We start from the raw sequence: 21,840 nt of genomic DNA on the forward strand, positions 1-21,840 counted from the left end.
TTAATCAGCACTCATCCAGGCCCGCAAACTTAGTGGCGAAATCTCCCTCTACAGGCGTGAAAACCGGGACTTGTGCCTGATCAAACAGACGCAGCATGGCAAAACGTGGGTGTTCACCCGCGTCGAACCAATGTGCGACGCCGGCCGGCAACGCCACCAGGTCGTTCTTCTCGCACAACAGGCTGTAGACGTACTCACCACTGTGCAGCGCCAGCAAGCCACGGCCAGCCAGGTAGTAATGCAGGTGCGCCGGCTGGCACACCTGCTCCTGACGCAGCCCGCGGGCCAGTTCGCTGCCTTCGCCGCGCTCATCACACAGGCTCAACACTTCAGCGCTGGCGTAGCCATGCGCGCTCATCAGCTGATCAACCTGCACCCGGCTGGCCGCCAGCACTTCATCACGGGCGGTACCGGCGGTGACCGGTTGCTGCACCGGTATCTGCGCAAACTGCACGCCGATTACGGCCAGGGTGCTGGCAATGTCTTCGGCATGGGTCAGCAACTTGTTCGGATGCTCGGGCGAGGACTGGTGGTAGACGGTCAGGCTGCTCATGCTCAAGGCTCTCGTACAGTCAGTTTCAATTCGGGTCTTCAATTCAGACAATAAGGGCTAAGGCCGTTCATCGCGCATATAGCGCGCGGTAATCACCGCCGCCGCCAAGGCAATCAGGCTGGCGATGGCAAAGGTCCAGGCCGCACCCAGGCTGTGCCAACTGTAACCGGAGTACAGCGCACCAAGGGCACCGCCGACTCCGGCTAAGGCGGCATACAGCGCCTGGCCCTGGCCCTGCTGGCGGTCGGCAAAGCTGCGTTGAACAAAATGCATAGCCGCCGCATGGAAGCTGCCAAAGGTTGCGGCGTGCATCAGCTGGGCAAATAGCAATACCGGCAGATGCCCGGCCAGATTACCCAGCAACAACCAGCGCACGGCGGTAATCAAAAAACTCGCCAGCAGCACGGTACGCAGGGAATAGCGCGCCAGCAACCGAGCCATGACCATAAACAATACGATCTCGGCCAGCACACCCAGCGCCCAGAGCTGGCCAATCATTCCGCGGGTATAGCCCAAAGCCTCCAGGTGCAAACTAAGAAAGGTGTAGTACGGGCCATTGCTCAGCTGCATCAGGCCGACGCTGAGGTAGAAGGCTAGAATTCCCGGCCGCCGCAGCTGCTGAATAAAACCACCCTGCTCTTGGGTATTGGGGCGCATAAGTGGCTGCGCATTGGGCACCCACCAGCTGCTCAGGACGATGCCACCCATGATCAGAGTCAGCGCCCAGGGATAGGCGTCCAGGCTAAGCACCTCGAACAGCTTGCCCAGCCCCACCACCGCGACGATAAAGCCGATACTGCCCCACAAGCGAATCTTGCTATAGCGCGTGGCCTGCTCTTTGAGGTGGGCAAATGTGATGACTTCAAACTGCGGCAGCACCGCGTGCCAGAAGAACGCATGCAGCGCCATGATCAGCGCCAACCAGGCGTAGCTCTGGCTGACAAAGATACCGGCAAAACACAGCAGGGTGCACAGCGCGCCGAAGCGCACGATGGCCAGCCGCCGACCGCTGTAATCGCCCAGCCAGCCCCATATATTCGGCGCAATACAACGCATTAGCATGGGGATGGCGATCAACTCGCCGATCCGCGCGGCAGAAAAGCCCAGGTGATCGAAATACAGCGCGAGGAACGGCGCCGTCGCGCCCAGCAGCGCAAAGTAAAAGAAGTAGAAGCCGGACAAACGCCAGTAAGGCAATGCGCTGCTCATGATCTGGCCGTAGCCTGGGTTGAGCAGAGCGATACCCAGGGAGCGCATTGTTGGGTTTCGCGACGTTCAACCCAACCTGCCCTTATGGTCACAGCTGCGGCAGCACCGGCGTTGAGACCTGTACCTCGGCATTCTGCGCACGGTGACGCAGCAGATGATCCATCAGCACAATGGCCATCATCGCTTCGGCAATCGGCGTGGCGCGAATGCCCACGCACGGGTCGTGGCGGCCCTTGGTGATGATATCCACCGGGTTGCCATGAATATCGATAGATCGGCCCGGTGTGGTGATGCTCGACGTTGGCTTGAGCGCCAGGTGCGCAAGAATCGGCTGACCGCTGGAAATGCCACCAAGGATGCCGCCGGCGTTGTTGGAGAGAAAACCTTCCGGCGTCATCTCATCGCGATGTTCGGTGCCACGCTGCGCCACGGAGGCAAAGCCAGCGCCGATTTCCACACCTTTGACCGCGTTGATGCTCATCAGCGCGTGGGCCAGCTCGGCGTCCAGACGGTCGAAAATCGGCTCACCCAGGCCTGGCATCACGCCTTCGGCGACTACGGTAATTTTCGCACCGACCGAGTCCTGATCACGGCGCAGCTGGTCCATATAAGCTTCCAGCTCCGGAACCTTGTCCGGGTCGGGGCTGAAGAAGGCGTTCTGCTCGACCGACTCCCAGCTCTTGAACGGGATTTCAATCGGCCCAAGCTGGCTCATATAGCCGCGAATCACGATGCCCTGGGTGGCCAGGTACTTTTTGGCGATAGCACCAGCTGCCACGCGCATGGCGGTCTCACGCGCCGAGCTGCGGCCGCCGCCACGGTAGTCACGCACGCCGTACTTGTGGTGATAGGTATAATCAGCGTGGGCCGGACGAAAGGAATCCTTGATCGCCGAGTAGTCCTTGGACTTCTGATCGGTATTGCGGATCAGCAGGCCAATCGAGCAGCCGGTCGTCTTGCCCTCGAAAACCCCGGCGAGAATTTCCACCTCGTCGTCTTCCTGGCGCTGCGTGGTATGGCGGCTGGTGCCTGGTTTGCGTCGATCGAGATCGCGCTGCAGGTCTTCCAGGCTAATCTCCAATCCCGGCGGGCAGCCATCGACAATGGCGACCAACGCCGGGCCATGGCTTTCGCCAGCGGTGGTGACAGTGAACAGCTTGCCGTAGGTATTGCCGGACATGTGCAAAACGCTCCGCGAAAATCAGCTTCGGACCTGCGCCAACCCGCGCCCGGCCCCACTTGAGTAAAGGCGGCGAGTATACCCGTGGCGTTCGCACAGATCATCCTCGAACCTTACCTGCGGATAAACGTCCAACGGTTCCCCCTCTGGCAGTTGTTATCCATGTTGCGAGCGCTTCTATTGACTCTTTGCCTACTCCCGCCCCTGGCTCAAGCCGCCCCCCACAGCGTCTCACACAGTAGCGTGCAGCAACCCATGCGCCTGCACACAGCCCAGGGCACGCTGTATGGCACCCTGCTCAAGCCCAGTGGTAGCGCGCCAATGGCAGTGGCGTTGCTGATTGCGGGCTCCGGCCCTACCGACCGTGATGGCAACAACCCTGAAGGCGGCCAAAGCGACAGCCTCAAGCGCCTGGCGCAGAGCTTGGCCAAACAGGGCATCGCCAGCCTGCGTTACGACAAGCGCGGAGTAGCCGCCAGCCGCGCAGCCACGCCGGACGAGCGCGACCTCAGTGTCGAGCGTTATGTGAACGATGCTGTGGCCTGGGCAGACCTGCTCAAAGCCGACCCTGCGTTTGACCGGTTGGTTCTGATCGGCCATAGCGAAGGCGCGCTGATTGCCAGTCTGGCGGCCAAGCAGGCCCAGGCCGATGCAGTGGTATCAATAGCCGGTAGCTCACGACCGATTGACCAATTGTTGCGCGAACAACTGGCCGCCCGCCTGCCGCCGCACCTGCTTGAACAGAGCAATCAGCTACTCGATCGCTTGCTGGCCGGGCAACTCAGCCCGCAGGTACCCAAACAATTGCAGGTGCTGTTTCGCCCCAGCGTGCAGCCCTACCTGATCTCACTGCTGCGGCAGAGTCCAGGCCAAGCCTTTGCCAACCTGCAGATACCGGCGCTGATTGTGCAAGGCAGCCACGACATTCAGGTCAGCACCGCCGATGCCAAAGCGCTGCAGGCCGCCAAACCAGATGCCGAACTGCTGATCATCCCCGGCATGAACCATATGCTGCGCATCAGCGCGCTGGATTTACCGGCGCAACTGGCCAGCTATGACAATCCTCGGCTACCGTTGGCACAAGGGCTGGGTGAGCAGATCGCCCAGTTCATCCTGCGCAACGGCAAAAAAACCAGCTCCAGTTAGTCGAGCGGCGGCCGATAAGCGCATCAGGCGACACCCTAAGGTGTCGCGCACAGGACCGCCGCTTATGACCGACAGCCCCGCGCCGCAAACCGACACCGACGCTGCCCCGCAGGAAGTCGCCGAACAGGCCCATCCCTGGGCCGAGCTTACCCCCGAACACTTCAGCCTGCTGCGCCTGGCGGCCCTGCCCACCGATCGCCACACTGGTGCTCGGCCGCTGCGCTTTCTCCAGCTGGGCCGAGTCGAGCGTCTGGGCACGCAGTACAGTCTGCTGCGCCTGACCTTGCAGCTCCCCGGCCAGCGCGTGCGCAAAGAACAGAACATCTTCGAAGTTTGGGCCAACCATGAGCAGCGCACCGTGCGCTTCGGCCCCGACACTGGTCTGCTGGTACAGCCGGAAAACCGTGGCCTGGGACGCTTTATCCTGGCCCAGGGCATTGCCTGGGCGCGCCAGCACTTCGCCCACTATCAAGTGGAAAACACCACACTGGCGAGCAAAGACGCCTTCAGCGATGAAGCACGCGCCCGCCGTGACCACTGCCTACAAGCCCAGGGCTTTGTAGTCGAATACCTCGACCCGCTCAAAATCAAGGCGCAATGCAGCGCACCACGGGTCAGCTCGCTGCACGCTGACTGGCATACGGAAAAGGTGCAGATCATCGAACTGCTGGACGCCGCCAGCATGCTGCAACAAGCCGATCACACCCTGCGCGAGCATGAAGTGAAGGCACGCAAGCTGGAGGAACGCATCGAGGTTTTCAAACGCGAAGACGGCGGCTTGCGCTTCACCATTACCTGCCTAGTGGCCTTCTGCGTGTTCCAAGCGGGCCTGTTGATTTGGATTGCCACGCACTAGCCGCCTTAACTGGCGATACTCGCCTGGCGGTATTGCCCCGGCGCTACGCCATAGGCTTGTTTGAACTGGCGCGTCAGGTGGCTCTGATCGGCAAAGCCCAGCTGCATCGCCACGGTCAGCGGCGCACAACCATTCCTTAATAGCGCCCGCGCCTGCTCCAGGCGGCGCTGCATCAGCCAGCTGTGCGGCGGCAAACCGGTGGCTCGACGAAACACCCGCGCGAAATGAAACGGCGACAAACCCACCGCCTGCGCCAGTTGCTCCAGTGACGGCGGCGCCGCCAACTGACTGGCCAGTAACTCTTTGGCCCGGCTGACGGCACGCGGCTCATCACCCGGCACCAGACCTTCAGGCAAGCGCGCATGGCGCTGAAACAACAACAGAATCGCCTCACGCCAGGCGGTTTGCAGCTGCAACGCTGACGCCTGGCTGTCCAGCAACTGATGCAGATTGCCGAATTGACGATGCAGCTGCGGATCATGCAGCACGCTAACGGCAAATGACGGCATGCCCTGCTGACATAACTCCAGCTCCGCCAGCACGCCGCTCACCTGCGCGTTGTCCGGATAAAAACCGCGGTAGTGCCAGCCCTGCTCATGCGCCTTGGAGCCGGTGTGTAGCTCGTCCGGATTGATCAGCACCATACTGCCGGCCGGCGCCAGATGCTCGCTACCACGATGACGGAAGCGCTGGGCACCCTGCTCGATTACGGTGAAGACAAAGCCTTCATGCACATGAGGCGAAAAGCGCTGCTCGAGGTAATGCGCGTGCAACAACTCGATACCGCCCAATTCGCGAGCCTGCCAAAAGCGTGTTTGTTCGGTAGCCGCTTGCGCCATACATCAACCGCTGAAACGCGCCTCCAGCTGTTGCTTGACCACGGGCCAGTCATGGTCGGTGATGCTGTACAGCACGGTGTCATCTAAACGCCCATCCGCCAGCCGGCGATGGTTACGCAGCACGCCTTCTCGCTGCGCCCCGAGTTTTTCGATGGCGCGCTGCGAACGCAGGTTGCTTGCCGCGGTTTTCAGCTGCACACGGACCATGCGCCAGTTCTCAAAGGCATGCTTGAGCATCAGGTATTTGATGGTGTTATTAAGGCCCGTGCCGTGCTGGCTGCGGTCGAGCCAGGTCCAGCCGATTTCTGCGGCTGGCAGGCTGCTGACGAAATCGGCAAAGCGTGTAGTGCCGACCAGTTGTTCACCCAGGCGGATGACAAAAGGCAAGGCGCGCCCTTCGCGCTGTTCGAGCAAGCCTTCGCGGTACCAGTCCAGACGCTGGGTGCCATTGATGTGCACCAGCTCCGCGCGGTTGGCCTCAGCCAGGCTGACCAACGCCGGGATGTCAGCATCAACCATGGGCTCGATACGCAACCCACCACGCTGCAGAGTAATCAATTGCGGCTTGAACATAGGGTCCCTCCTCGGACAGAGTCGCAGGCGCGACACGCTAACAGCGCTTGCCAGTGTGCACAATCCACAACAGTAATAAGTTATGCGCTCCTGCGACCTTGGTCGCACCTGACGCCCAGCGACTTTGCTGCGAGACTGAAGCCACTCATCGCCTCTGGGCTCTGATGCAGTAGGCTCTGGGCAGCCATCGTGCTGCCCGTTATGACCACCACGGCCACCTATAGTTTGTTTTTGGAGTACGCATGACCCTGTCTAGCGGGCTGATTGCCGCGGTTGCGCTGATTTACATGGCCCTTCTGTTCGCCATCGCCTTTTATGGCGATCGGCGCGCCACACCCATGCCACCACGGGTACGCGCCTGGGTGTACAGCCTGTCATTGGCGGTTTACTGCACCAGCTGGACCTTCTTCGGTGCGGTCGGCCAGGCCGCCGAGCAGCTCTGGTCGTTTCTGCCGATTTATCTGGGCCCCATCATCATCCTGGTCTTCGCACCCTGGGTGCTGCAAAAGATGGTGATGATCAGCAAACAGGAAAACATCACCTCAATTGCCGACTTTATCGCCGCGCGCTATGGCAAGTCGCAGACCCTGGCGGTGGTGGTAGCGCTGGTCTGCCTAGTCGGCGTATTGCCTTATATCGCCTTACAGCTCAAGGGTATCGTGCTCGGCGTCAACCTGCTCAGCGGTGCTGGTGCGGGGGCCAATGGCACCGGCGCTCAGGACACTGCGCTGGTCGTGTCGCTGGTACTGGCGCTGTTCACAATATTGTTCGGCACGCGCAACCTGGATGTCACCGAGCACCACCGTGGCATGGTCTTGGCGGTGGCTTTCGAATCGCTGGTCAAGCTGCTGGCCTTTCTCGCTGTCGGAGCATTTGTCACTTACGGTCTGTATAACGGCTTTGGCGACCTCCTTAACCAGGCAGAGGCCAGCCCCGAGCTGGAAAATTTCTGGGCGCAGACCGTGAATTGGCCCGCGATGATGATGCAGACGGGCCTCGCGATGATCGCCATCATCTGCCTGCCGCGGCAGTTTCATGTGGCGGTGGTGGAGAATATTGAACCCCGCGACCTGCGCCTGGCGCGCTGGGTGTTCCCTGGCTATCTGGTGCTTGCCGCACTGTTCGTGGTGCCCATCGCCCTGGCCGGGCAGATGCTGCTACCCGCCGGCGTCACCCCTGACTCCTTCGTGATCAGCCTGCCGCTCGCCGAAGCCCATCCCGCCCTGGCGCTGCTGGCGTTTATCGGCGGTGCGTCAGCGGCCACTGGCATGGTGATTGTGGCCTCGGTGGCGCTATCAACCATGATTTCCAACGACATGCTGCTGCCCTGGCTGTTGCGTCGACAGAACACCGAACGGCCCTTTGAGGCTTTCCGCCACTGGATGTTGACGGCACGCCGGGTCAGCATCGTAGTGATTCTGCTGCTGGCCTATGTGTGCTACCGCTTGCTCGGCTCTAACGCCAGCCTGGCCACCATTGGCCAAGTGTCGTTTGCCGCTATCGGCCAGCTGGCGCCGGCTATGTTTGGCGCACTGGTATGGAAACAGGCGAATCGCCAAGGTGTGTTTGCCGGCCTGCTCTTCGGCGCGCTGATTTGGTTCTACACCCTGATCATGCCGCTGATGGTCGGCGGCCTAGGCTGGCCGCTGGAAGCCTTGCCCGGTTTACAAACCTTGCTGTATGGCCCGATTGGCGTTCAGGTCGACCCTTTAACCCGCGGTGTAATGCTGTCACTGACCGGTAATTTCTTACTGTTTGCTTGGGTTTCCTATTACTCACGCACCCGAGTGGCGGAGCATTGGCAAGCCGGTCGCTTTATTGGCCACGACCTCGGTACTAAACCGAGTAACCGCAGCATGCTGGCAGTGCAAGTGGGTGATTTGTTGCTGCTGGCCAGCCGCTTTGTCGGTGAAGACCGCGCCCGCCAAAGCTTTATGCGCTTTGCCTACCGCCAGGGCAAAGGCTTCGACCCCCAACAAAACGCCAACAACGAATGGATTGCCCACACCGAACGCTTGCTTGCCGGCGTACTCGGCGCCTCCAGCACACGGGCCGTGGTGAAGGCCGCCATCGAAGGCCGCGAAATGCAGGTCGAGGACGTGGTGCGCATCGTCGACGAAGCCTCGGAAGTACTGCAGTTCAACCGCGCACTGCTGCAAGGGGCGATTGAGAACATTACCCAAGGCATCAGTGTGGTTGACCAATCACTGCGGCTGGTGGCTTGGAACCACCGCTATATCGAGCTGTTCAATTACCCGGAAGGTCAGGTGTATGTCGGTCGGCCGGTTGCCGAATTGATCCGCTTTAATGCCGAGCGCGGCCTGCTCGGCGATGGAGACATCGAGGAGCACGTCAGCAAGCGCTTGTACTGGATGCGCCAAGGCACCGCGCACACCTCCGAGCGCCTGTTCCCCAACGGCCGAGTCATCGAGCTGATCGGCAACCCGATGCCAGGCGGCGGTTTCGTCATGAGTTTCACCGACATCACCGAGTTCCGCGAAGCCGAGCGCGCCCTCAAAGATGCCAACGAGGGCCTGGAGCAACGCGTCAGCGAACGCACCCATGAGCTGTCGCAACTGAACCACGCACTGAGCGACGCCAAGGGTGTGGCTGAAGCGGCCAATCAGTCGAAAACCCGCTTTCTGGCTGCGGTCAGCCATGACCTGATGCAGCCTTTGAACGCGGCCAGGTTGTTCTCTGCCGCCCTTTCCCACCAAGAGGATGCCCTGCCCAACGATGCCCGTGACCTGGTGCGTCACTTAGACAGCTCGCTGCGCTCGGCCGAAGACCTGATCAGCGACCTGCTGGATATCTCTCGCCTGGAAAACGGCCGCATTACGCCAGACCGTCACGCCTTTGTGCTCAACAGCCTGTTTGACACCTTAGGCGCCGAATTCAAAGTCATGGCCGCCGAGCATCACGTGGATTTCCGTTTGCGCGGCAGCCATCTGCGCGTGGACAGCGACATCAAGTTGCTGCGGCGAATCCTGCAAAACTTCCTGACCAATGCCTTCCGTTATGCCAAGGGACGCGTGGTACTTGGCGTGCGTCGTCAAGGCCAGAGTCTGCGCTTGGAAGTCTGGGATCGCGGCCCCGGTATACCGGATGACAAACGCCAGGTAATATTCGAAGAATTCAAGCGCCTGGACAGCCACCAAACCCGCGCCGAAAAAGGCCTAGGCCTGGGCTTGGCGATTGCCGACGGTCTCTGCCGCGTACTCGAACATAAGTTGCAAGTGCGCTCTTGGCCGGGCAAGGGCAGTGTGTTCAGCGTTACCGTGCCCCTGGCATTGCAGGTCGAAGCCAGCATGCCAGCCCTCCAGATAGCACCGCAGGGCCAAGCACTGGCAGGCATTCACGTGCTGTGCGTAGACAACGAAGACAGCATTCTGGTCGGCATGCACAGCCTGCTGTCACGCTGGGGCTGCCAGGTGTGGACGGCGCGCAATCGACTGGAGTGCGAACACCTGCTCAGCGAGGACGTGCGGCCGCAGTTGGCATTGGTGGACTTTCATCTGGATGACGGCGAAACCGGCACCGAACTGATGGCCTGGTTACGAACCCGCTTAGGCGCGCCGCTACCGGGCGTGGTCATCAGCGCCGACGGCCGCCCCGAGCTGATTGCTCAGGTACATGCCGCAGGCCTCGACTACCTGCCAAAACCGGTTAAACCCGCCGCCTTACGCGCCTTGCTGAGCCGTCACTTGAGCCTGCGCTGATCAGCCCAAGACACGCTGGCGGAACAGCGTCTGATGTTCGCGGCACTGCGCAGCCGCCAGCAGGAATACGCCGTGACCGCCGCGTTCGAACTCCAGCCAGGTGAAGTCGACTTCCGGGTACAAGGCTTCAACATGTACTTGGCTGTTGCCGACTTCGACAATCAACACGCCTTTTTCCGTCAGGTGATCAGCCGCTTCGGCCAACATGCGTCGCACCAGGTCCAAGCCATCCTCGCCACAAGCCAGACCCAGCTCAGGCTCGTGCTGATACTCGGCCGGCATGTCGGCGAAATCCTCGGCGTCCACATAAGGCGGATTGGACACGATCAGGTCAAAGCGCTGCCCCGGTAACTCGGCAAAGCCATCACCCTGCACGGTGTACACGCGCTCATCGAGCTCATGGCGCTCGATATTCTGATTGGCCACTTCCAGCGCCTCAAACGACAGATCCCCCAACACCACTTCGGCTTCGGGGAACTCATAGGCACAGGCAATACCGATACAGCCCGAACCGGTGCACAGGTCAAGAATCCGCGCAGGCTCACCTGGCAGCCAGGGCGCAAAATGTTGCTCAATCAACTCACTAATCGGTGAGCGCGGCACCAGCACGCGCTCATCGACAATAAACGGCATACCGCAGAACCAGGCCTCGCCTAACAGGTAGGCCGTTGGCACACGCTCCTCGATACGCCGCTGCAGCAGCGCATGCAGATGCGCATGCTCGTCGTCCTCCAGGCGGCAATCGAGGTAGCTGTCGGCAATTTCATAGGGCAGATGCAACGCACCGAGTACCAGTTGGCGAGCTTCATCCCAGGCATTGTCGGTGCCGTGGCCAAAAAACAGCGCCTCACCGTGAAACCGACTGACCGCCCAGCGAATGTAGTCACGCACAGTGCGCAGGCGGGTTGGGTAGGTGTTTGTAGCGTCGGTCACAGCAGCTCTCCACAAGAAAAAGTTCGCCATTCTAGCAGCCTGCAGCGCCGGCTTATCTGCACGACGCATTGCTGACTGTAAAGGCCGCCACAGTCACAAAGTAACCCTGCCCAAGGGTTACGACCGACAGGTATAATTTTGTTACTAATTTCTAACCCCTTCCCTCCCTTTCTCAAGAATCCCTAAAAATGGTCATAGATCCCTTCTCGCTCACGGGCTTGCTCGTGCTGGCGATATTCCTGATTGGCATGACGCTGATTGTTTTTGAAGCCCAACTGGAGATGGATAAGTTCAAGCCGGCGATGTTTATGATGTCCGGCCTGATCGTTATCGGCGCTCATTACGCGTTCTACGATCCCAACGGTTTTCAGTATTTCCTGCATGCGCAGAATGAAATCAAGGAAGAACTGTTCGGCCTAATCGCCTTTATGGCGTTTATGTGGATGGTGGTGGAGCTGCTCAACGAGCGAAACGTGTTCACTGCCCTCAATGGCTACCTGATGCGCAAGGGCCTCGGCGCGCGCGGTATGTTCTGGGCCACAGGCGCGCTGTCGGCCTTGCTCTCACCGTTTCTTAACAACATCACCACGGCGATGATCTTCGGCAAAACGGTGAAGAGCATCTCGACCAACCAGCGTTACACCCACATATCGCTGTGCAATATCGTGGTCGCATCAAATTCCGGGGTGTGGTTTCTCGGCACCTCGACCAGCCTGATGGTCGTGCTCGCCGGTAAAATCAGCATCGCCGGCCTGTTGTTGCTGATCCCGTCGGCCTTGATTGGCTGGCTGTTGTTCGCCGCCACCCTGCACTTCTTTTACCTGCGCAAGCTCGATGGCCAAGCGCTGATCCACCTCGCTGATCAGTCAGAAACCGCCCTCAAGCCGGGTGGCGCGGGCCTGGCAATCGTGGGGTTCTGTGCGGTATTTGGCGCCGTGCTGTGCAATGTGCTGCTGAAAGTCAGTATCGAGTTTGCCATTGGTATCGGCCTGGGTATCGTCGCGCTCTACGCCTGGTTGCTGATGCGCCGCGGTATCGAACTACCCTGGCAAGATCAACTGCAAAAGGTCGAGTGGAATGCCCTGCTGTTCTTTATCGGCATCATCACCTCGGTGGCCTGCCTCAACCATGTCGGCTGGCTGTCGTACATCTCAAGGCTGTTTGAAGTGATGCACCCTACCGCCGTTAACGTGGTGCTCGGTGTGGCGTCTGGGGTGATGGACAACGTCCCCGTGGAAGCGGCAGCGTTGATGTCAAACCCGCAGCTGGGCCTCAATCAATGGGCGCTGAATGCGCTGATGGTGGGGATTGGTGGCTCGCTGACGGTGGTGGGTTCAGCTGCCGGGATCATGGCGATGTCGCTGGACAAGACTTACAGCTTTGCCGTGCACTTAAAGTTTTTGCCCGCCATTTTGGTCAACTTCTTCGGCTCGCTGGGTATCTGGTACCTGCAGTTCGAACTGTTTGGCCTGTACTGACCCTTTGCACTGACCGCCACGAGGTGGCAGAGCGTGACCCAGCGGATTGGGTCACCGCCCCTCGTCACGTGTCAGGTGCAGTTCACGCAGCACGGCGATGGAAATCGCCAGGGCGAACAACAACCAGAAGTGTTCGGAAAGCAACGTAATCAGGCTCATGGTGCAGCTCCTTTGCTGAAAATCGCCGTTCCTCGGCAGCCTCTCGATTTTGCTTGCTGCCAGCAGCACACGCAAGATCGTCGACCACAACGGTTCACAGCAGCGCGGCACAAGTGGACAATGGGTGGACTGTCCATGCCAGCCTGGAGTTCCTGCCATGTCCACCCCACAAACGCTGTTCGCACTCACCGGCCGCGGCCATGCCCCCGCCAGCCTGAGCAATGCGACCTTGCTGATCATTGATGCGCAAGAGGAGTACCGCAGCGGCGTTTTACAATTACCGGGGCTGGATGCCGCGCTAGAGGAAATCGCCACACTGCTCGCCGCCGCACGTGCACTCGGCAGCGCTATCGTCCACGTCAAACACCTGGGCATCCCCGATGGCCTGCTTGATCCACGCGGCCCACGCGGCCTGCACCTGCCGGAAGCCGCGCCGCTGCCGGGGGAAATCATCGTCGAAAAACGCATGCCCAACGCCTTCAATGGCACCGACCTGCATGAGCGCTTACAAGCCTTAGGACACCTGGACCTGATCGTGTGCGGGTTTATGACCCACTCCAGCATCAGCACCACCGTACGCGCCACCAAAGACTATGGTTACCGCTGCACCGTGGTCGATGCAGCCTGCGCCACCCGTGACCTACCGACCCTCGACGGGCAGATAATCAGCGCTGCCGACATGCACCGCGCGGAGATGATTGCCCTCGCCGATAACTTTGCCGCAGTGGTGCCGCGCGCCAGCGCTCTACTCTGATTAAGGCGACAAACGCGTGCGCGCTCACAGCCTGAGCAGCGCAGACCACCGATGGTTGAACCACACCGGCAGCAGCCGGTCATACCGCCGATAGCCACAGAGGAAATCGGCATGAGGAAATCGGCATGAAGCTATCAGATGGTTTTGACGCCCGCCGCCTGCGTCCACGCAATGCCAGCAATTGGCGCCTGCGCGTGGGAGCGGCATTGGCGGCGCTGCTTGCCACATTAGGCGTACTGCTGAGCATGGCCGGCGTGGCTGCCCTGCTCGGCCAACACTCAGTACTGGGCCCACTGAACGATTCCGCAATCGCCGCCAGCCTATGCGGAGTCACTGGCTTAGTCCTGCTGTACCTGGGCGTCTCGCTCTGGCGCCGCTGCAGACGCCGTTCGCGTCACTCCAGCAACTTAAATATGGCCCCGCACCTGATGAAAAAACGCGACTGAGCCGAACAGATCCACACAGCATGAAGAGCGGCAGGTTGGTTACACTAGCGGCCTTCGCGGAGGCCCAGATGCAAGACCAAGACGACGATTTTTCTTTATTTAAAGCCCAGTTGCACGGTGTTAAACCGATCAAGCATGACCGTGCTGATACCGGTAAACCGAAACCCAACCGTGCCCAACTGGCCACCCTGCGCCAAGCTGCAACCGCGCGCGTAGACTCGATCAAGGTTGATGGCCTATCTGACCAATTCGTCATTGATGTCGGGCCTGAAGACCCGCTGTACTGGGCCGCCAATGGTGTGCAAGAAGGCCAGATGCGCAAACTCAAGCTTGGCCAGGTTAGCTTCGAAGGCAGCCTCGACCTGCATGGCATGAGCGTGGAAAAAGCCCGCGACACCCTGTGGGAATTCATCGCCGAGGCCAACAAGCTAGAAGTGCGCTGCGCACGCATCACCCACGGCAAAGCCGTGCGCATGGACGGCCGCAAGCCCATGATTAAAAGCCACGTCAACACCTGGCTACGCCAGCATCCGCAGGTGTTGGGCTTCACCTCCTGCCTGGCCAAACACGGCGGCACCGGCGCGGTTTACGTATTGCTCAAACGCACCATGATGGATGGCCGCGACGAATAAGCTCATCGCGCTGGCGGCTGGCGCACTTGCCACACCTGCACTTGCGCCCTAACCTGCGCCCTTCAGAAAGACCAACGAGATTGTCCATGTCCCTGGAACAGCAATACACCGAGATTCTCGGCCAACTTGGCGAAGACGTGTCCCGCGAAGGCCTGCTCGACACCCCTAAGCGCGCCGCCAAAGCCATGCAGTACCTGTGCAAGGGCTACCAGCAAACCCTCGAAGAAGTCACCAATGGCGCGCTGTTCAGCTCCGATAACAGTGAAATGGTGCTGGTGAAGAACATCGAGCTGTATTCGCTGTGCGAGCATCACCTGTTGCCGTTTATCGGCAAGGCGCATGTCGCCTACATCCCCGACGGCAAGGTGCTCGGCCTGTCGAAGGTTGCACGTATTGTCGATATGTACGCGCGGCGCCTGCAGATCCAGGAAAATCTCAGCCGACAGATCGCCGAAGCCATCCAGCAGGTCACCGGCGCTCTCGGCGTTGCCGTGGTCATCGAAGCGCAGCACATGTGCATGATGATGCGCGGCGTGGAGAAGCAGAACTCCTCCATGGTCACCTCGGTGATGCTCGGCGAGTTCCGCGAGAACGCCGCGACGCGCAGTGAGTTCCTCAGCTTGGTGAATAACTGAGCGACACCTGCACAATAAAAAACCGGCCTAGCGCCGGTTTTTTATTGCCTGAAAACAACCTAGTTACCTTTGTATGGCACACGCGGCTTGGTTCGCAGTGGGTCAAGCAGTCCCGATAAACCGTTGTGATCGATTTCCTGCATCAACGCCAGCAGCCGACCCGTTTCACCTTTAGGGAAACCTTCGCGGGCGAACCAGTTGAGGTAGTTGCCTGGCAGATCAGCCAGCAAACGACCTTTGTGTTTGCCGAACGGCATTTCGCGGGTGACCAGCAACAACAGATCTTCAGGTTTCATCGGGACTCGACTTGGCAAATCAGCTAGCACCGTAGCGGGCGCAACATGTTTTGAATTATGCCGTTGGGCGCGCTTACAGGCCAGCGCCTACGCCCGCGCACTAAACTCGGGTAAGCTGCGCGCCCCTGTTTATCGACCCAAGGTTTGCCTCAGCATGATTATCAAGGCACTGCGCATCGGCCTCGGCCAGTTGATCATCTTCTTCGACTGGATCAGCCGCCCGGCCAAAATCAAACGCACGCCAGAGGCCCAGGCCGCTGTCGAGCAAAGCGCCTCCGGCCTCGCTTTGTATCAGTTCCACGCCTGCCCGTTCTGCGTAAAAACCCGTCGCACGCTGCACAAACTCAATGTGCCAGTCACCCTGCGTGACGCGAAGAACGACGCCCAGGCGCGCAGTGATCTGGAGCAGCAAGGCGGCAAAATCAAGGTGCCGTGCCTGCGCATCGAAGAAAACGGCCAAAGCACCTGGCTGTATGAGTCCAAGGCCATCATCGCCTACCTCAACGAGCGCTTCGCCACGGCCTGACCAGAGCAAGGGCCGCTAGGCCCTTCCTTACCGCCAACTCGACGGCACACACTGGCAAAGTAACTCCGCATGCTCACTAAGCCCGTTTAGCAGAGACAGCGTTTATCGCTTAGCGGGCATGGGCAAACGCCTCATTAGATGGCTATGATCGGTGCCCATGACCAGCACCCCAGCCTTACGCCAACCCTGCCCACCCGGTGCCTGCGACTGCGGGCGTGAACAGTTGCTGGATAACCCCAACAGCGACGCACGTATTCTGTTGCTCACTCGCGCGGAAGAGACGCGCCTGCTCGAACGTCTGGAAAATCTTGAAAGCCTGGCCGATCTGGAAAAGATGCAGCAGCGCATCTATGCACAGCTCGGCGTGCGCATCGCCGTCGCCCCCGGCTTCAATGAAGTGCGCAGCATGCGCGGGATCGGTATTCAGCTCGACGCTCTACCGGGGTTGTGCCGCAAAACCCGCCAGGCCATCCCAACGGCCATCCGCCGCGCCCTGGAAAAACGCCCGGAAATCGCTTATGGCCTGCTCAACGCCAACGACTTGCTACGCGATACCTAAGAGGCCGCCTACTTGAGCCAGCCCCTGCGCAGCATTATTGCGAATCGCTTGCAGCATAAGGCTGCTTCAACCGTGGGCAGTTGGGGCACAGTTTTACTTCAGGCAATAAATCGCGGATGCAACACAAACGACGCTGCCGCCATGGCCGCACCTGACCGTCGGCATGCTCGATCTCAACGTAGCGGATTGGCGCATACAACGAATTACGCGAACCATCCGGACGCCGTGGGCTGGCCAGCAAGCGCTCGCCATCGACAAGCAGCTGTGGCTTTTGAGTACGGCTTTTCAGCTGCCCGAGCCAGGCCTCGAAGTAGTTGCCGGCATTGCTCCAGAGCACCTTCGCGGAAACTCCGGTATGCGCGCAGAGTGCCTGAATCAAGGGCTGCAGGTTGTCATCCAGCAGATGAGCAAAGCGCTCGAAGGGCGTTTCCGGCGACGCCAGCGGCTCACAACCACCCGGCAGTTTGAACGCCAGCGGCAAGCCTTGATCATCGACGACGACGGCCAGCTGTTCGAGCCGCAGCGGCATGCGTTGATTCAATAGAAGCGCCGCACTGATGACCGGCGGAAACAGCCGATTAAAGTACTGATTGACCCAGATCGAAGCCAAACCGCGCTGATCCGCCGCCGCGAACTGCGGACGAAAACGCGCCATCAGCGTACTCAATGTGCCCGGCTGTAAAAATTCAGGGCCGCTGATGGCCTCACGCGGGTCATCCGCCCGCACGAAAACATTGCGGTAACGCGCCAGATCCTCACTGAACAAGCTGTGAAGCCCAGGCAGCATTTCACCCGCTGCAGGGCTATCCATCGAGGGCGCTGGGCCGGCGATTACAGGCACATTCGGCGACTCAATCGCAGTGCCCTTTTCGAAAAAATCCTTGCCGCGCAATGCTTTTACCCGTCACAAAACATCAATACTAACGCTAACGATTAGCATTTGCGAAACAATCATTCATTCCTTAAGATGCACCCCGCGCCCAATCTAGAGCGGTTATGTACATGGATGATGTCGGACACTCAAAAGCAGCTGTGCACCTGGCAATGCTGGTGAACCTGCTTTCCATCGGCAGCTTGATGATGGTGATGCCCCTGGGTCCTGATCTGGTGCGCCATCTCGGGATGCAAGCCAGCCATGTGGGTTACATCAGCGGCGGCGCCACCCTCGCCTCTGCCGCAAGCATGGCCCTTGCTGCTCCCTGGCTGGATCGCCTGAAGCGTAAACAGGCATTGGTGGTACTCCTGACCCTGCGCTTCGTCCTGCTGATGGCATGCGCCCTGGCCAGCAGCGCCGAACAGTTGATTCTGTTGTTTGTGCTTTCCGGTCTGGTTGCCGGTCCCATGGGGGCCCTACTGATGGCGAGCATGCTCGACATCATCCCGCCGGCCGAGCGCGGGCGAAAGCTCGCCTATATCGGCATGGGGTTCTCCCTGGCGGCCATCGTGGTGGTGCCACTGGCGCTGGAGCTGGCCCTGCGCTGGAGCTGGCAAAGTCCCTTTATTGTCTTCGGCGGCCTGGGCCTTGCCCTGGCAGTGCTGTGTCACTTCCTGCTGCGCGTACCCGTGACCACAACGCGTCCCGCAGGCTCGGTGTTGCCGCTGCTGACTTCGCCGTTATGCCTGGCTGCACTGGCGATTACAGCCGTGCAGATCTTCGGACATTTCCTGCTGGTGCCGCACTTTTCCAACTACTTCCAGTTCAACCTGCACTTCCCGCGCGAACAAATCGGCCTGCTGTTTCTCTGTGGCGGCCTGGCCAGCCTGCTGGCCATGCGCCTGGGCGGCAGCTTGCTCGACCGCGGCCAGGCGCTGAGCGTGATTGTGCTCAGCAGCGGCTGCCTGGCGCTAACCACGCTACTGGGCTTCGCCACGCCAATTGGTTTGTCGATCTACCTGGTTTTCGTGGTGTTTATGGCCGCCAGCGCCGTGCGCACCAACAGCAGCATGACCATCGCTTCAGCGATTCCGCCACCGCATCAGCGCGCCGCCTTTATGGCGTTCCAAGGCACCGTCAGCAATGTCGCGGCCGGCCTTGGCAGCCTGTTCTCGGCGGTCTACCTGAGCACCGGGGCAGACAACCAACTGCGCGGTTTCGAACAACTGAGCGGCTTTTATGTCGTGGCCGGTTTACTCACGGGGGTGGGTATGTGGCTGCTGCTGCGCGGCATCCAGCGGCGCGATGCGGTCAGTCACCGCGCAGACATAACAACAACACAAGCGGGCTAGAACCGCCGAGCACCAGTGATCAGCTGTTAACGAGCCAACACTTACTAAAAATGGAACCTGTCATGTCTTTTGTAAGAAACATCAATCGCCGTCACGCCATCTCTATCGGTGTCCTGGGCGGTCTGTTGCCGTTTGCGGCACTCGCTGACAACAGCGTGACGCTGCAAGACAGCATCGTCACCGCCACACAAACTGCGCACAGCGAGCTGAGTGTTCCCGCCAGCGCCTCGGTGATCACCCGCGCAGAACTGGACAAGATGCCGGTCTACGACCTAGCCGACGCGATTAAGCGTTTACCCGGTGTGCACATCAACACCTCCTCGGCCTATGGCCGCAAGGAGATCAAAATTCGCGGCATGGATTCGGACTACACCCTGCTGCTGGTTAACGGCCGCCGCATCAACTCGCGTGACGCCCTGACCTCCAACTACGCCAACGACTTCGATCTGTCGTCGATCCCGATGGCAGCGGTTGAGCGCATCGAAGTGATCCGCGGGCCAATGTCCTCGCTGTACGGCGCCGATGCCCTGGGCGGCGTGGTTAACATCATCCTGCGCCAGCCAACCAACGCCACCGAAGCAGGCGTGGCCTACAGCTACGAACACCCAACCGAGGGTGACAACGGTGACGTGCACCAGACCAGCGGTTACCTCAGCGGCGCACTGGTTGAGAACAAACTGCTCGGCAACCTGATCGTGCAATCCACTGATCAATCCGCTTGGCAAACCGACCAGCTCAGCCTCACGGGTACCGATGCCGTCGAGCAGCGTCAGGGTGACAACGTGCTGGGCTCGTTGAGCTGGTTGCTCGACGAGCAACAGAGCATCGACCTCGACGTTAGCCACCGCGAGGACGATCGCAAGGCCCGCTGGAACAACTTCGGCGCACTGGTCACCAACGTGCAAAACATGGATCGCACCACCTTCGGTGTAACCCACAACGGCAACTGGGACAGTTTCAACTCGCGCGTACGCTACTACTACGAAGACGTCGAGCTGAGCGACGATTCTGAAATCATGACCAAGCTGCGCGGCCGTGTCGGCAAAGTGGAACAAAACAATCACACCGTTGACGGCCAGGTTTCCACCACTCTCGGCAGCCACCTGCTGACCGCCGGCAGTGAACTACGCCGCACCACCCTGACCCACAACCAGAACCTTGGCAGCGAAACCGAAGTCGACCAGCAGGCCGTCTACCTGCAGGACGAGTTTTCCCTCGGCGCACTCGACGTCACCCTAGGCGGGCGTTGGGATGATCATGAGGTCTATGGTGGCAAGTTCAGCCCGCGCCTTTACGGCATCTACAACCTGACCGACAACTGGGTACTCAAGGGCGGCGCCGGTAAGGCGTTCAAGGCCCCGGATATCACCCAATCCGATGACACCTACAGCGTGTTGGCCTGCCGTGGCATGTGTCAGATCGTCGGCAACCCCGATCTCAAGCCGGAAACTTCGGTCAGCTACGAGCTGGGCACCCTGTATCAGAATGAGCGCCTCCAGGCCGGCATCATGTTCTTCAACAACGACATCGAAGACATGATTGTCAGCGACAGCTGGCGTGCCGGTTATCGCCCGAAAGTGATGACCTACACCAACGTCAGCGAAGCCCGTATTCAAGGCTATGAGCTGCAAGGCCGCTACGCCTTCACCGACACCCTTGCGGTACATGCCAACTACACCTACTCCGACGCCGAAGACCGTGACACTGGCGAGCAGCTGAACTACAGCCCACAGCACGTGGCCAATGCCGGTATCGACTGGCAGGCACTGCCAGCGCTCGGCTTTAACCTGGATTACCAGTACACCGGCAGCCAAATGCTGGTAGTTCCGGCCAAATCCGCCAGCTTCGAGTCCGGGGCGTATGACACCGTCAGCGTCAGCACCAAATACCAAGCCACCAAGGAACTGGCCCTCAAGGCCGGTCTGAACAACCTGACCAATACCAAGCGTGACGACGTTGCTCAGTCCATCGACCACATCCTGATGGGCCGCACCGTATTCGTTGGTTTCAGCTACGACCTGTAACACCCCTAACCCCGGCGGCCATCGCCGTCGGGGTTAGCCAAATTCTCTGATAGGCCCCATGACTCAGATCAGCCACCCCTTAACCCGGCGCCAATACCACGCCCTACTCGGCGGCGGCCTATTGCTGTGCATCCTGCTGGTATGTTCCCTGGCAACCGGAGCGGGCCAGTACGGCGCGACCGATGTGTTCGGCTTTCTACTGGGCGAGCCGGCGCGCTTGGCCGATGACAAGCTGGCCATGGTGGTTAATACCTTGCGCCTGCCACGCACGTTAGCGGCCCTATTAGTGGGCAGCAGTCTGGCGCTGGCCGCCACCTTGTTACAGAGCGCCACGCGCAACCCGCTGGCCGAACCCGGCCTGCTCGGGGTTAACGCCGGCGCGGTGTTTGGCCTGGTGATTGGCTTGATCTACTTTGGCGTCGAATCGACCCATGGCTATCTGCTTTGGGCTGGTGCCGGCGCGCTGCTGGGCAACCTGCTGGTGCTCGGTATCGGCGTGATGCTTGGCCAGGCCAGCCCGCTCAAACTGATCCTCGCCGGTATGGCGCTGGCTGCGGTGTTTGGCGGCATGGCCAACTTTCTGCTGCTCTCCACCCGCGTCGCCCTGGAACAGTTTCGCTACTGGAACCTCGGTTCACTGTCGGCTTCCGAGTTATCCGCCGTAATCACGGTCAGCCCCATGGCCCTGCTCGGTTTGGTACTCGCGATTCTGCTGTGCCGGCAACTGACGCTGATGCAGATGGGCGACAGCCAGGCCCGCGCCTTGGGTATTTCGACCACCTGGGTGCGCATCGGCGTACTGCTCGCGGCCACACTGCTGACCGCTTGCGCCATTGCGCTGGCCGGGCCCATCGGCTTCGTCGGCTTCCTCGCGGCCTACTGCGCACGGCTGCTGGAACCAGTGGCGCTACTGCGCCAGCTGCTGTTCTCCAGCCTGTTCGGCATGCTCTTTCTACTCGCCGCCGACATCCTCGCGCGCTGGCTGGTACAGCCCTATGAGCTGCCGGTCGGCACCCTGCTGGCCGCACTGGGCGCGCCGGCCTTGATCGCCATCGTTCTACGCGGCGGCTTCCGTTCCTTGCTGGCGGTGAAATAGA

21 protein-coding genes are annotated in these 21,840 nt (G+C 60.2%); 13 read left to right on the forward strand and 8 right to left on the reverse strand.

The genetic code is table 11. The features are described 5' to 3' along the window. Nucleotides 1–4: 4 nt before the first annotated feature. The 3 genes from D8779_RS18425 to aroC form a co-directional block, all read right to left on the reverse strand. On the reverse strand, nucleotides 5–553 hold the full coding sequence (locus D8779_RS18425; RefSeq protein WP_136665928.1) for an acireductone dioxygenase: 549 nt from the start codon (nucleotides 551–553) through the stop codon (nucleotides 5–7). Between the two features lie 57 nt (nucleotides 554–610). After that, entirely contained in the window at nucleotides 611–1,762 is a 1,152-nt protein-coding gene (locus D8779_RS18430) for an MFS transporter (protein ID WP_136666116.1), read from the reverse strand. An 88-nt stretch (nucleotides 1,763–1,850) separates the two neighbouring features. Continuing rightward, entirely contained in the window at nucleotides 1,851–2,942 is a 1,092-nt protein-coding gene (gene aroC, locus D8779_RS18435) for a chorismate synthase (RefSeq protein WP_136665929.1), read from the reverse strand. Nucleotides 2,943–3,104: 162 nt separating this feature from the next. Between aroC and D8779_RS18440 the strand changes: the two genes are divergently transcribed. Together D8779_RS18440 and D8779_RS18445 are read left to right on the forward strand one after the other, a co-directional pair. After that, nucleotides 3,105–4,088: an alpha/beta hydrolase family protein gene (locus D8779_RS18440; RefSeq protein WP_136665930.1), complete on the forward strand. Its 984-nt coding sequence runs from the start codon at nucleotides 3,105–3,107 to the stop codon at nucleotides 4,086–4,088. A 64-nt stretch (nucleotides 4,089–4,152) separates the two neighbouring features. Continuing rightward, the gene (locus D8779_RS18445) at nucleotides 4,153–4,944 is read left to right on the forward strand and encodes a hypothetical protein (protein WP_136665931.1); all 792 of its coding nucleotides are present in this window, start codon (nucleotides 4,153–4,155) and stop codon (nucleotides 4,942–4,944) included. 5 nt (nucleotides 4,945–4,949) lie between these two features. On the opposite strand, the gene D8779_RS18450 is transcribed toward D8779_RS18445, so the two are convergent. Both D8779_RS18450 and D8779_RS18455 read right to left on the reverse strand, forming a co-directional pair. Further along, entirely contained in the window at nucleotides 4,950–5,783 is an 834-nt protein-coding gene (locus D8779_RS18450) for a helix-turn-helix transcriptional regulator (RefSeq protein WP_136665932.1), read from the reverse strand. A 3-nt stretch (nucleotides 5,784–5,786) separates the two neighbouring features. Further along, nucleotides 5,787–6,356 (reverse strand): GNAT family N-acetyltransferase, encoded by a 570-nt coding sequence (locus D8779_RS18455; RefSeq protein WP_136665933.1) that lies wholly within the window; start codon nucleotides 6,354–6,356, stop codon nucleotides 5,787–5,789. A 242-nt stretch (nucleotides 6,357–6,598) separates the two neighbouring features. Here D8779_RS18455 and D8779_RS18460 point away from each other — a divergent pair, with 242 nt between their 5' ends. Beyond that, on the forward strand, nucleotides 6,599–10,075 hold the full coding sequence (locus tag D8779_RS18460) for a hybrid sensor histidine kinase/response regulator (protein ID WP_136665934.1): 3,477 nt from the start codon (nucleotides 6,599–6,601) through the stop codon (nucleotides 10,073–10,075). Here the strand turns inward: D8779_RS18460 and prmB are convergent, their stop codons facing one another. Further along, nucleotides 10,076–11,008, reverse strand: a complete 933-nt coding sequence (gene prmB / locus D8779_RS18465) for a 50S ribosomal protein L3 N(5)-glutamine methyltransferase (RefSeq protein WP_240789763.1) — start codon at nucleotides 11,006–11,008, stop codon at nucleotides 10,076–10,078. A 188-nt stretch (nucleotides 11,009–11,196) separates the two neighbouring features. Between prmB and nhaD the strand changes: the two genes are divergently transcribed. From nhaD to folE, 5 genes are all read left to right on the forward strand, one after another. Continuing rightward, a complete protein-coding gene (gene nhaD, locus D8779_RS18470) occupies nucleotides 11,197–12,486 on the forward strand; it encodes a sodium:proton antiporter NhaD (protein WP_136665936.1) in 1,290 nt (429 codons plus the stop codon). Nucleotides 12,487–12,802: 316 nt separating this feature from the next. Further along, nucleotides 12,803–13,399: a cysteine hydrolase family protein gene (locus tag D8779_RS18475; protein WP_136665937.1), complete on the forward strand. Its 597-nt coding sequence runs from the start codon at nucleotides 12,803–12,805 to the stop codon at nucleotides 13,397–13,399. A gap of 125 nt (nucleotides 13,400–13,524) precedes the next feature. Then, complete coding sequence (locus tag D8779_RS18480; protein WP_136665938.1) at nucleotides 13,525–13,845, forward strand: hypothetical protein; 321 nt, start codon at nucleotides 13,525–13,527, stop codon at nucleotides 13,843–13,845. A gap of 68 nt (nucleotides 13,846–13,913) precedes the next feature. Beyond that, a complete protein-coding gene (locus D8779_RS18485; RefSeq protein ID WP_136665939.1) occupies nucleotides 13,914–14,477 on the forward strand; it encodes a Smr/MutS family protein in 564 nt (187 codons plus the stop codon). 86 nt (nucleotides 14,478–14,563) lie between these two features. Beyond that, complete coding sequence (folE, locus tag D8779_RS18490) at nucleotides 14,564–15,112, forward strand: GTP cyclohydrolase I FolE (RefSeq protein ID WP_136665940.1); 549 nt, start codon at nucleotides 14,564–14,566, stop codon at nucleotides 15,110–15,112. Between the two features lie 59 nt (nucleotides 15,113–15,171). On the opposite strand, the gene D8779_RS18495 is transcribed toward folE, so the two are convergent. Continuing rightward, nucleotides 15,172–15,408 carry a DUF3820 family protein gene (locus tag D8779_RS18495; RefSeq protein ID WP_136665941.1) on the reverse strand — a complete coding sequence of 79 codons (237 nt, stop codon included), beginning with the start codon at nucleotides 15,406–15,408 and terminating at the stop codon, nucleotides 15,172–15,174. Nucleotides 15,409–15,562: 154 nt separating this feature from the next. Here D8779_RS18495 and D8779_RS18500 point away from each other — a divergent pair, with 154 nt between their 5' ends. Continuing rightward, nucleotides 15,563–15,934 carry a glutaredoxin family protein gene (locus D8779_RS18500; protein WP_136665942.1) on the forward strand — a complete coding sequence of 124 codons (372 nt, stop codon included), beginning with the start codon at nucleotides 15,563–15,565 and terminating at the stop codon, nucleotides 15,932–15,934. A 157-nt stretch (nucleotides 15,935–16,091) separates the two neighbouring features. Beyond that, nucleotides 16,092–16,493: a hypothetical protein gene (locus D8779_RS18505; protein WP_136665943.1), complete on the forward strand. Its 402-nt coding sequence runs from the start codon at nucleotides 16,092–16,094 to the stop codon at nucleotides 16,491–16,493. A gap of 34 nt (nucleotides 16,494–16,527) precedes the next feature. Here the strand turns inward: D8779_RS18505 and fhuF are convergent, their stop codons facing one another. Continuing rightward, nucleotides 16,528–17,334, reverse strand: coding sequence for a siderophore-iron reductase FhuF (gene fhuF / locus D8779_RS18510; protein WP_240789764.1), 807 nt, complete (start codon nucleotides 17,332–17,334; stop codon nucleotides 16,528–16,530). 161 nt (nucleotides 17,335–17,495) lie between these two features. Here fhuF and D8779_RS18515 point away from each other — a divergent pair, with 161 nt between their 5' ends. The 3 genes from D8779_RS18515 to D8779_RS18525 all read left to right on the forward strand — a co-directional run bounded on the left by D8779_RS18515 (nucleotide 17,496) and on the right by D8779_RS18525 (nucleotide 21,839). After that, on the forward strand, nucleotides 17,496–18,719 hold the full coding sequence (locus D8779_RS18515; RefSeq protein ID WP_240789765.1) for an MFS transporter: 1,224 nt from the start codon (nucleotides 17,496–17,498) through the stop codon (nucleotides 18,717–18,719). A gap of 62 nt (nucleotides 18,720–18,781) precedes the next feature. Next, entirely contained in the window at nucleotides 18,782–20,743 is a 1,962-nt protein-coding gene (locus D8779_RS18520; RefSeq protein ID WP_136665944.1) for a TonB-dependent receptor domain-containing protein, read from the forward strand. Between the two features lie 58 nt (nucleotides 20,744–20,801). Beyond that, nucleotides 20,802–21,839, forward strand: a complete 1,038-nt coding sequence (locus D8779_RS18525; RefSeq protein ID WP_136665945.1) for a FecCD family ABC transporter permease — start codon at nucleotides 20,802–20,804, stop codon at nucleotides 21,837–21,839. Nucleotide 21,840: the final 1 nt, after the last annotated feature.

It is taken from the genome of Pseudomonas leptonychotis (assembly GCF_004920405.1).
In the GTDB taxonomy this organism is placed as follows: Bacteria; Pseudomonadota; Gammaproteobacteria; order Pseudomonadales; family Pseudomonadaceae; genus Aquipseudomonas; species Aquipseudomonas leptonychotis.

What these genes read in the sequence shown, in the direction of transcription:
- D8779_RS18425 (WP_136665928.1), bottom strand. Translation starts at nt 553, where the DNA reads ATGAGCAGCCTGACCGTCTACCACCAGTCCTCGCCCGAGCATCCGAAC.
- D8779_RS18430 (WP_136666116.1), bottom strand. Translation starts at nt 1,762, where the DNA reads ATGAGCAGCGCATTGCCTTACTGGCGTTTGTCCGGCTTCTACTTCTTT.
- aroC (WP_136665929.1), bottom strand. Translation starts at nt 2,942, where the DNA reads ATGTCCGGCAATACCTACGGCAAGCTGTTCACTGTCACCACCGCTGGC.
- D8779_RS18440 (WP_136665930.1), top strand. Translation starts at nt 3,105, where the DNA reads ATGTTGCGAGCGCTTCTATTGACTCTTTGCCTACTCCCGCCCCTGGCT.
- D8779_RS18445 (WP_136665931.1), top strand. Translation starts at nt 4,153, where the DNA reads ATGACCGACAGCCCCGCGCCGCAAACCGACACCGACGCTGCCCCGCAG.
- D8779_RS18450 (WP_136665932.1), bottom strand. Translation starts at nt 5,783, where the DNA reads ATGGCGCAAGCGGCTACCGAACAAACACGCTTTTGGCAGGCTCGCGAA.
- D8779_RS18455 (WP_136665933.1), bottom strand. Translation starts at nt 6,356, where the DNA reads ATGTTCAAGCCGCAATTGATTACTCTGCAGCGTGGTGGGTTGCGTATC.
- D8779_RS18460 (WP_136665934.1), top strand. Translation starts at nt 6,599, where the DNA reads ATGACCCTGTCTAGCGGGCTGATTGCCGCGGTTGCGCTGATTTACATG.
- nhaD (WP_136665936.1), top strand. Translation starts at nt 11,197, where the DNA reads ATGGTCATAGATCCCTTCTCGCTCACGGGCTTGCTCGTGCTGGCGATA.
- D8779_RS18475 (WP_136665937.1), top strand. Translation starts at nt 12,803, where the DNA reads ATGTCCACCCCACAAACGCTGTTCGCACTCACCGGCCGCGGCCATGCC.
- D8779_RS18480 (WP_136665938.1), top strand. Translation starts at nt 13,525, where the DNA reads ATGAAGCTATCAGATGGTTTTGACGCCCGCCGCCTGCGTCCACGCAAT.
- D8779_RS18485 (WP_136665939.1), top strand. Translation starts at nt 13,914, where the DNA reads ATGCAAGACCAAGACGACGATTTTTCTTTATTTAAAGCCCAGTTGCAC.
- folE (WP_136665940.1), top strand. Translation starts at nt 14,564, where the DNA reads ATGTCCCTGGAACAGCAATACACCGAGATTCTCGGCCAACTTGGCGAA.
- D8779_RS18495 (WP_136665941.1), bottom strand. Translation starts at nt 15,408, where the DNA reads ATGAAACCTGAAGATCTGTTGTTGCTGGTCACCCGCGAAATGCCGTTC.
- D8779_RS18500 (WP_136665942.1), top strand. Translation starts at nt 15,563, where the DNA reads ATGATTATCAAGGCACTGCGCATCGGCCTCGGCCAGTTGATCATCTTC.
- D8779_RS18505 (WP_136665943.1), top strand. Translation starts at nt 16,092, where the DNA reads ATGACCAGCACCCCAGCCTTACGCCAACCCTGCCCACCCGGTGCCTGC.
- D8779_RS18515 (WP_240789765.1), top strand. Translation starts at nt 17,496, where the DNA reads ATGGATGATGTCGGACACTCAAAAGCAGCTGTGCACCTGGCAATGCTG.
- D8779_RS18520 (WP_136665944.1), top strand. Translation starts at nt 18,782, where the DNA reads ATGTCTTTTGTAAGAAACATCAATCGCCGTCACGCCATCTCTATCGGT.
- D8779_RS18525 (WP_136665945.1), top strand. Translation starts at nt 20,802, where the DNA reads ATGACTCAGATCAGCCACCCCTTAACCCGGCGCCAATACCACGCCCTA.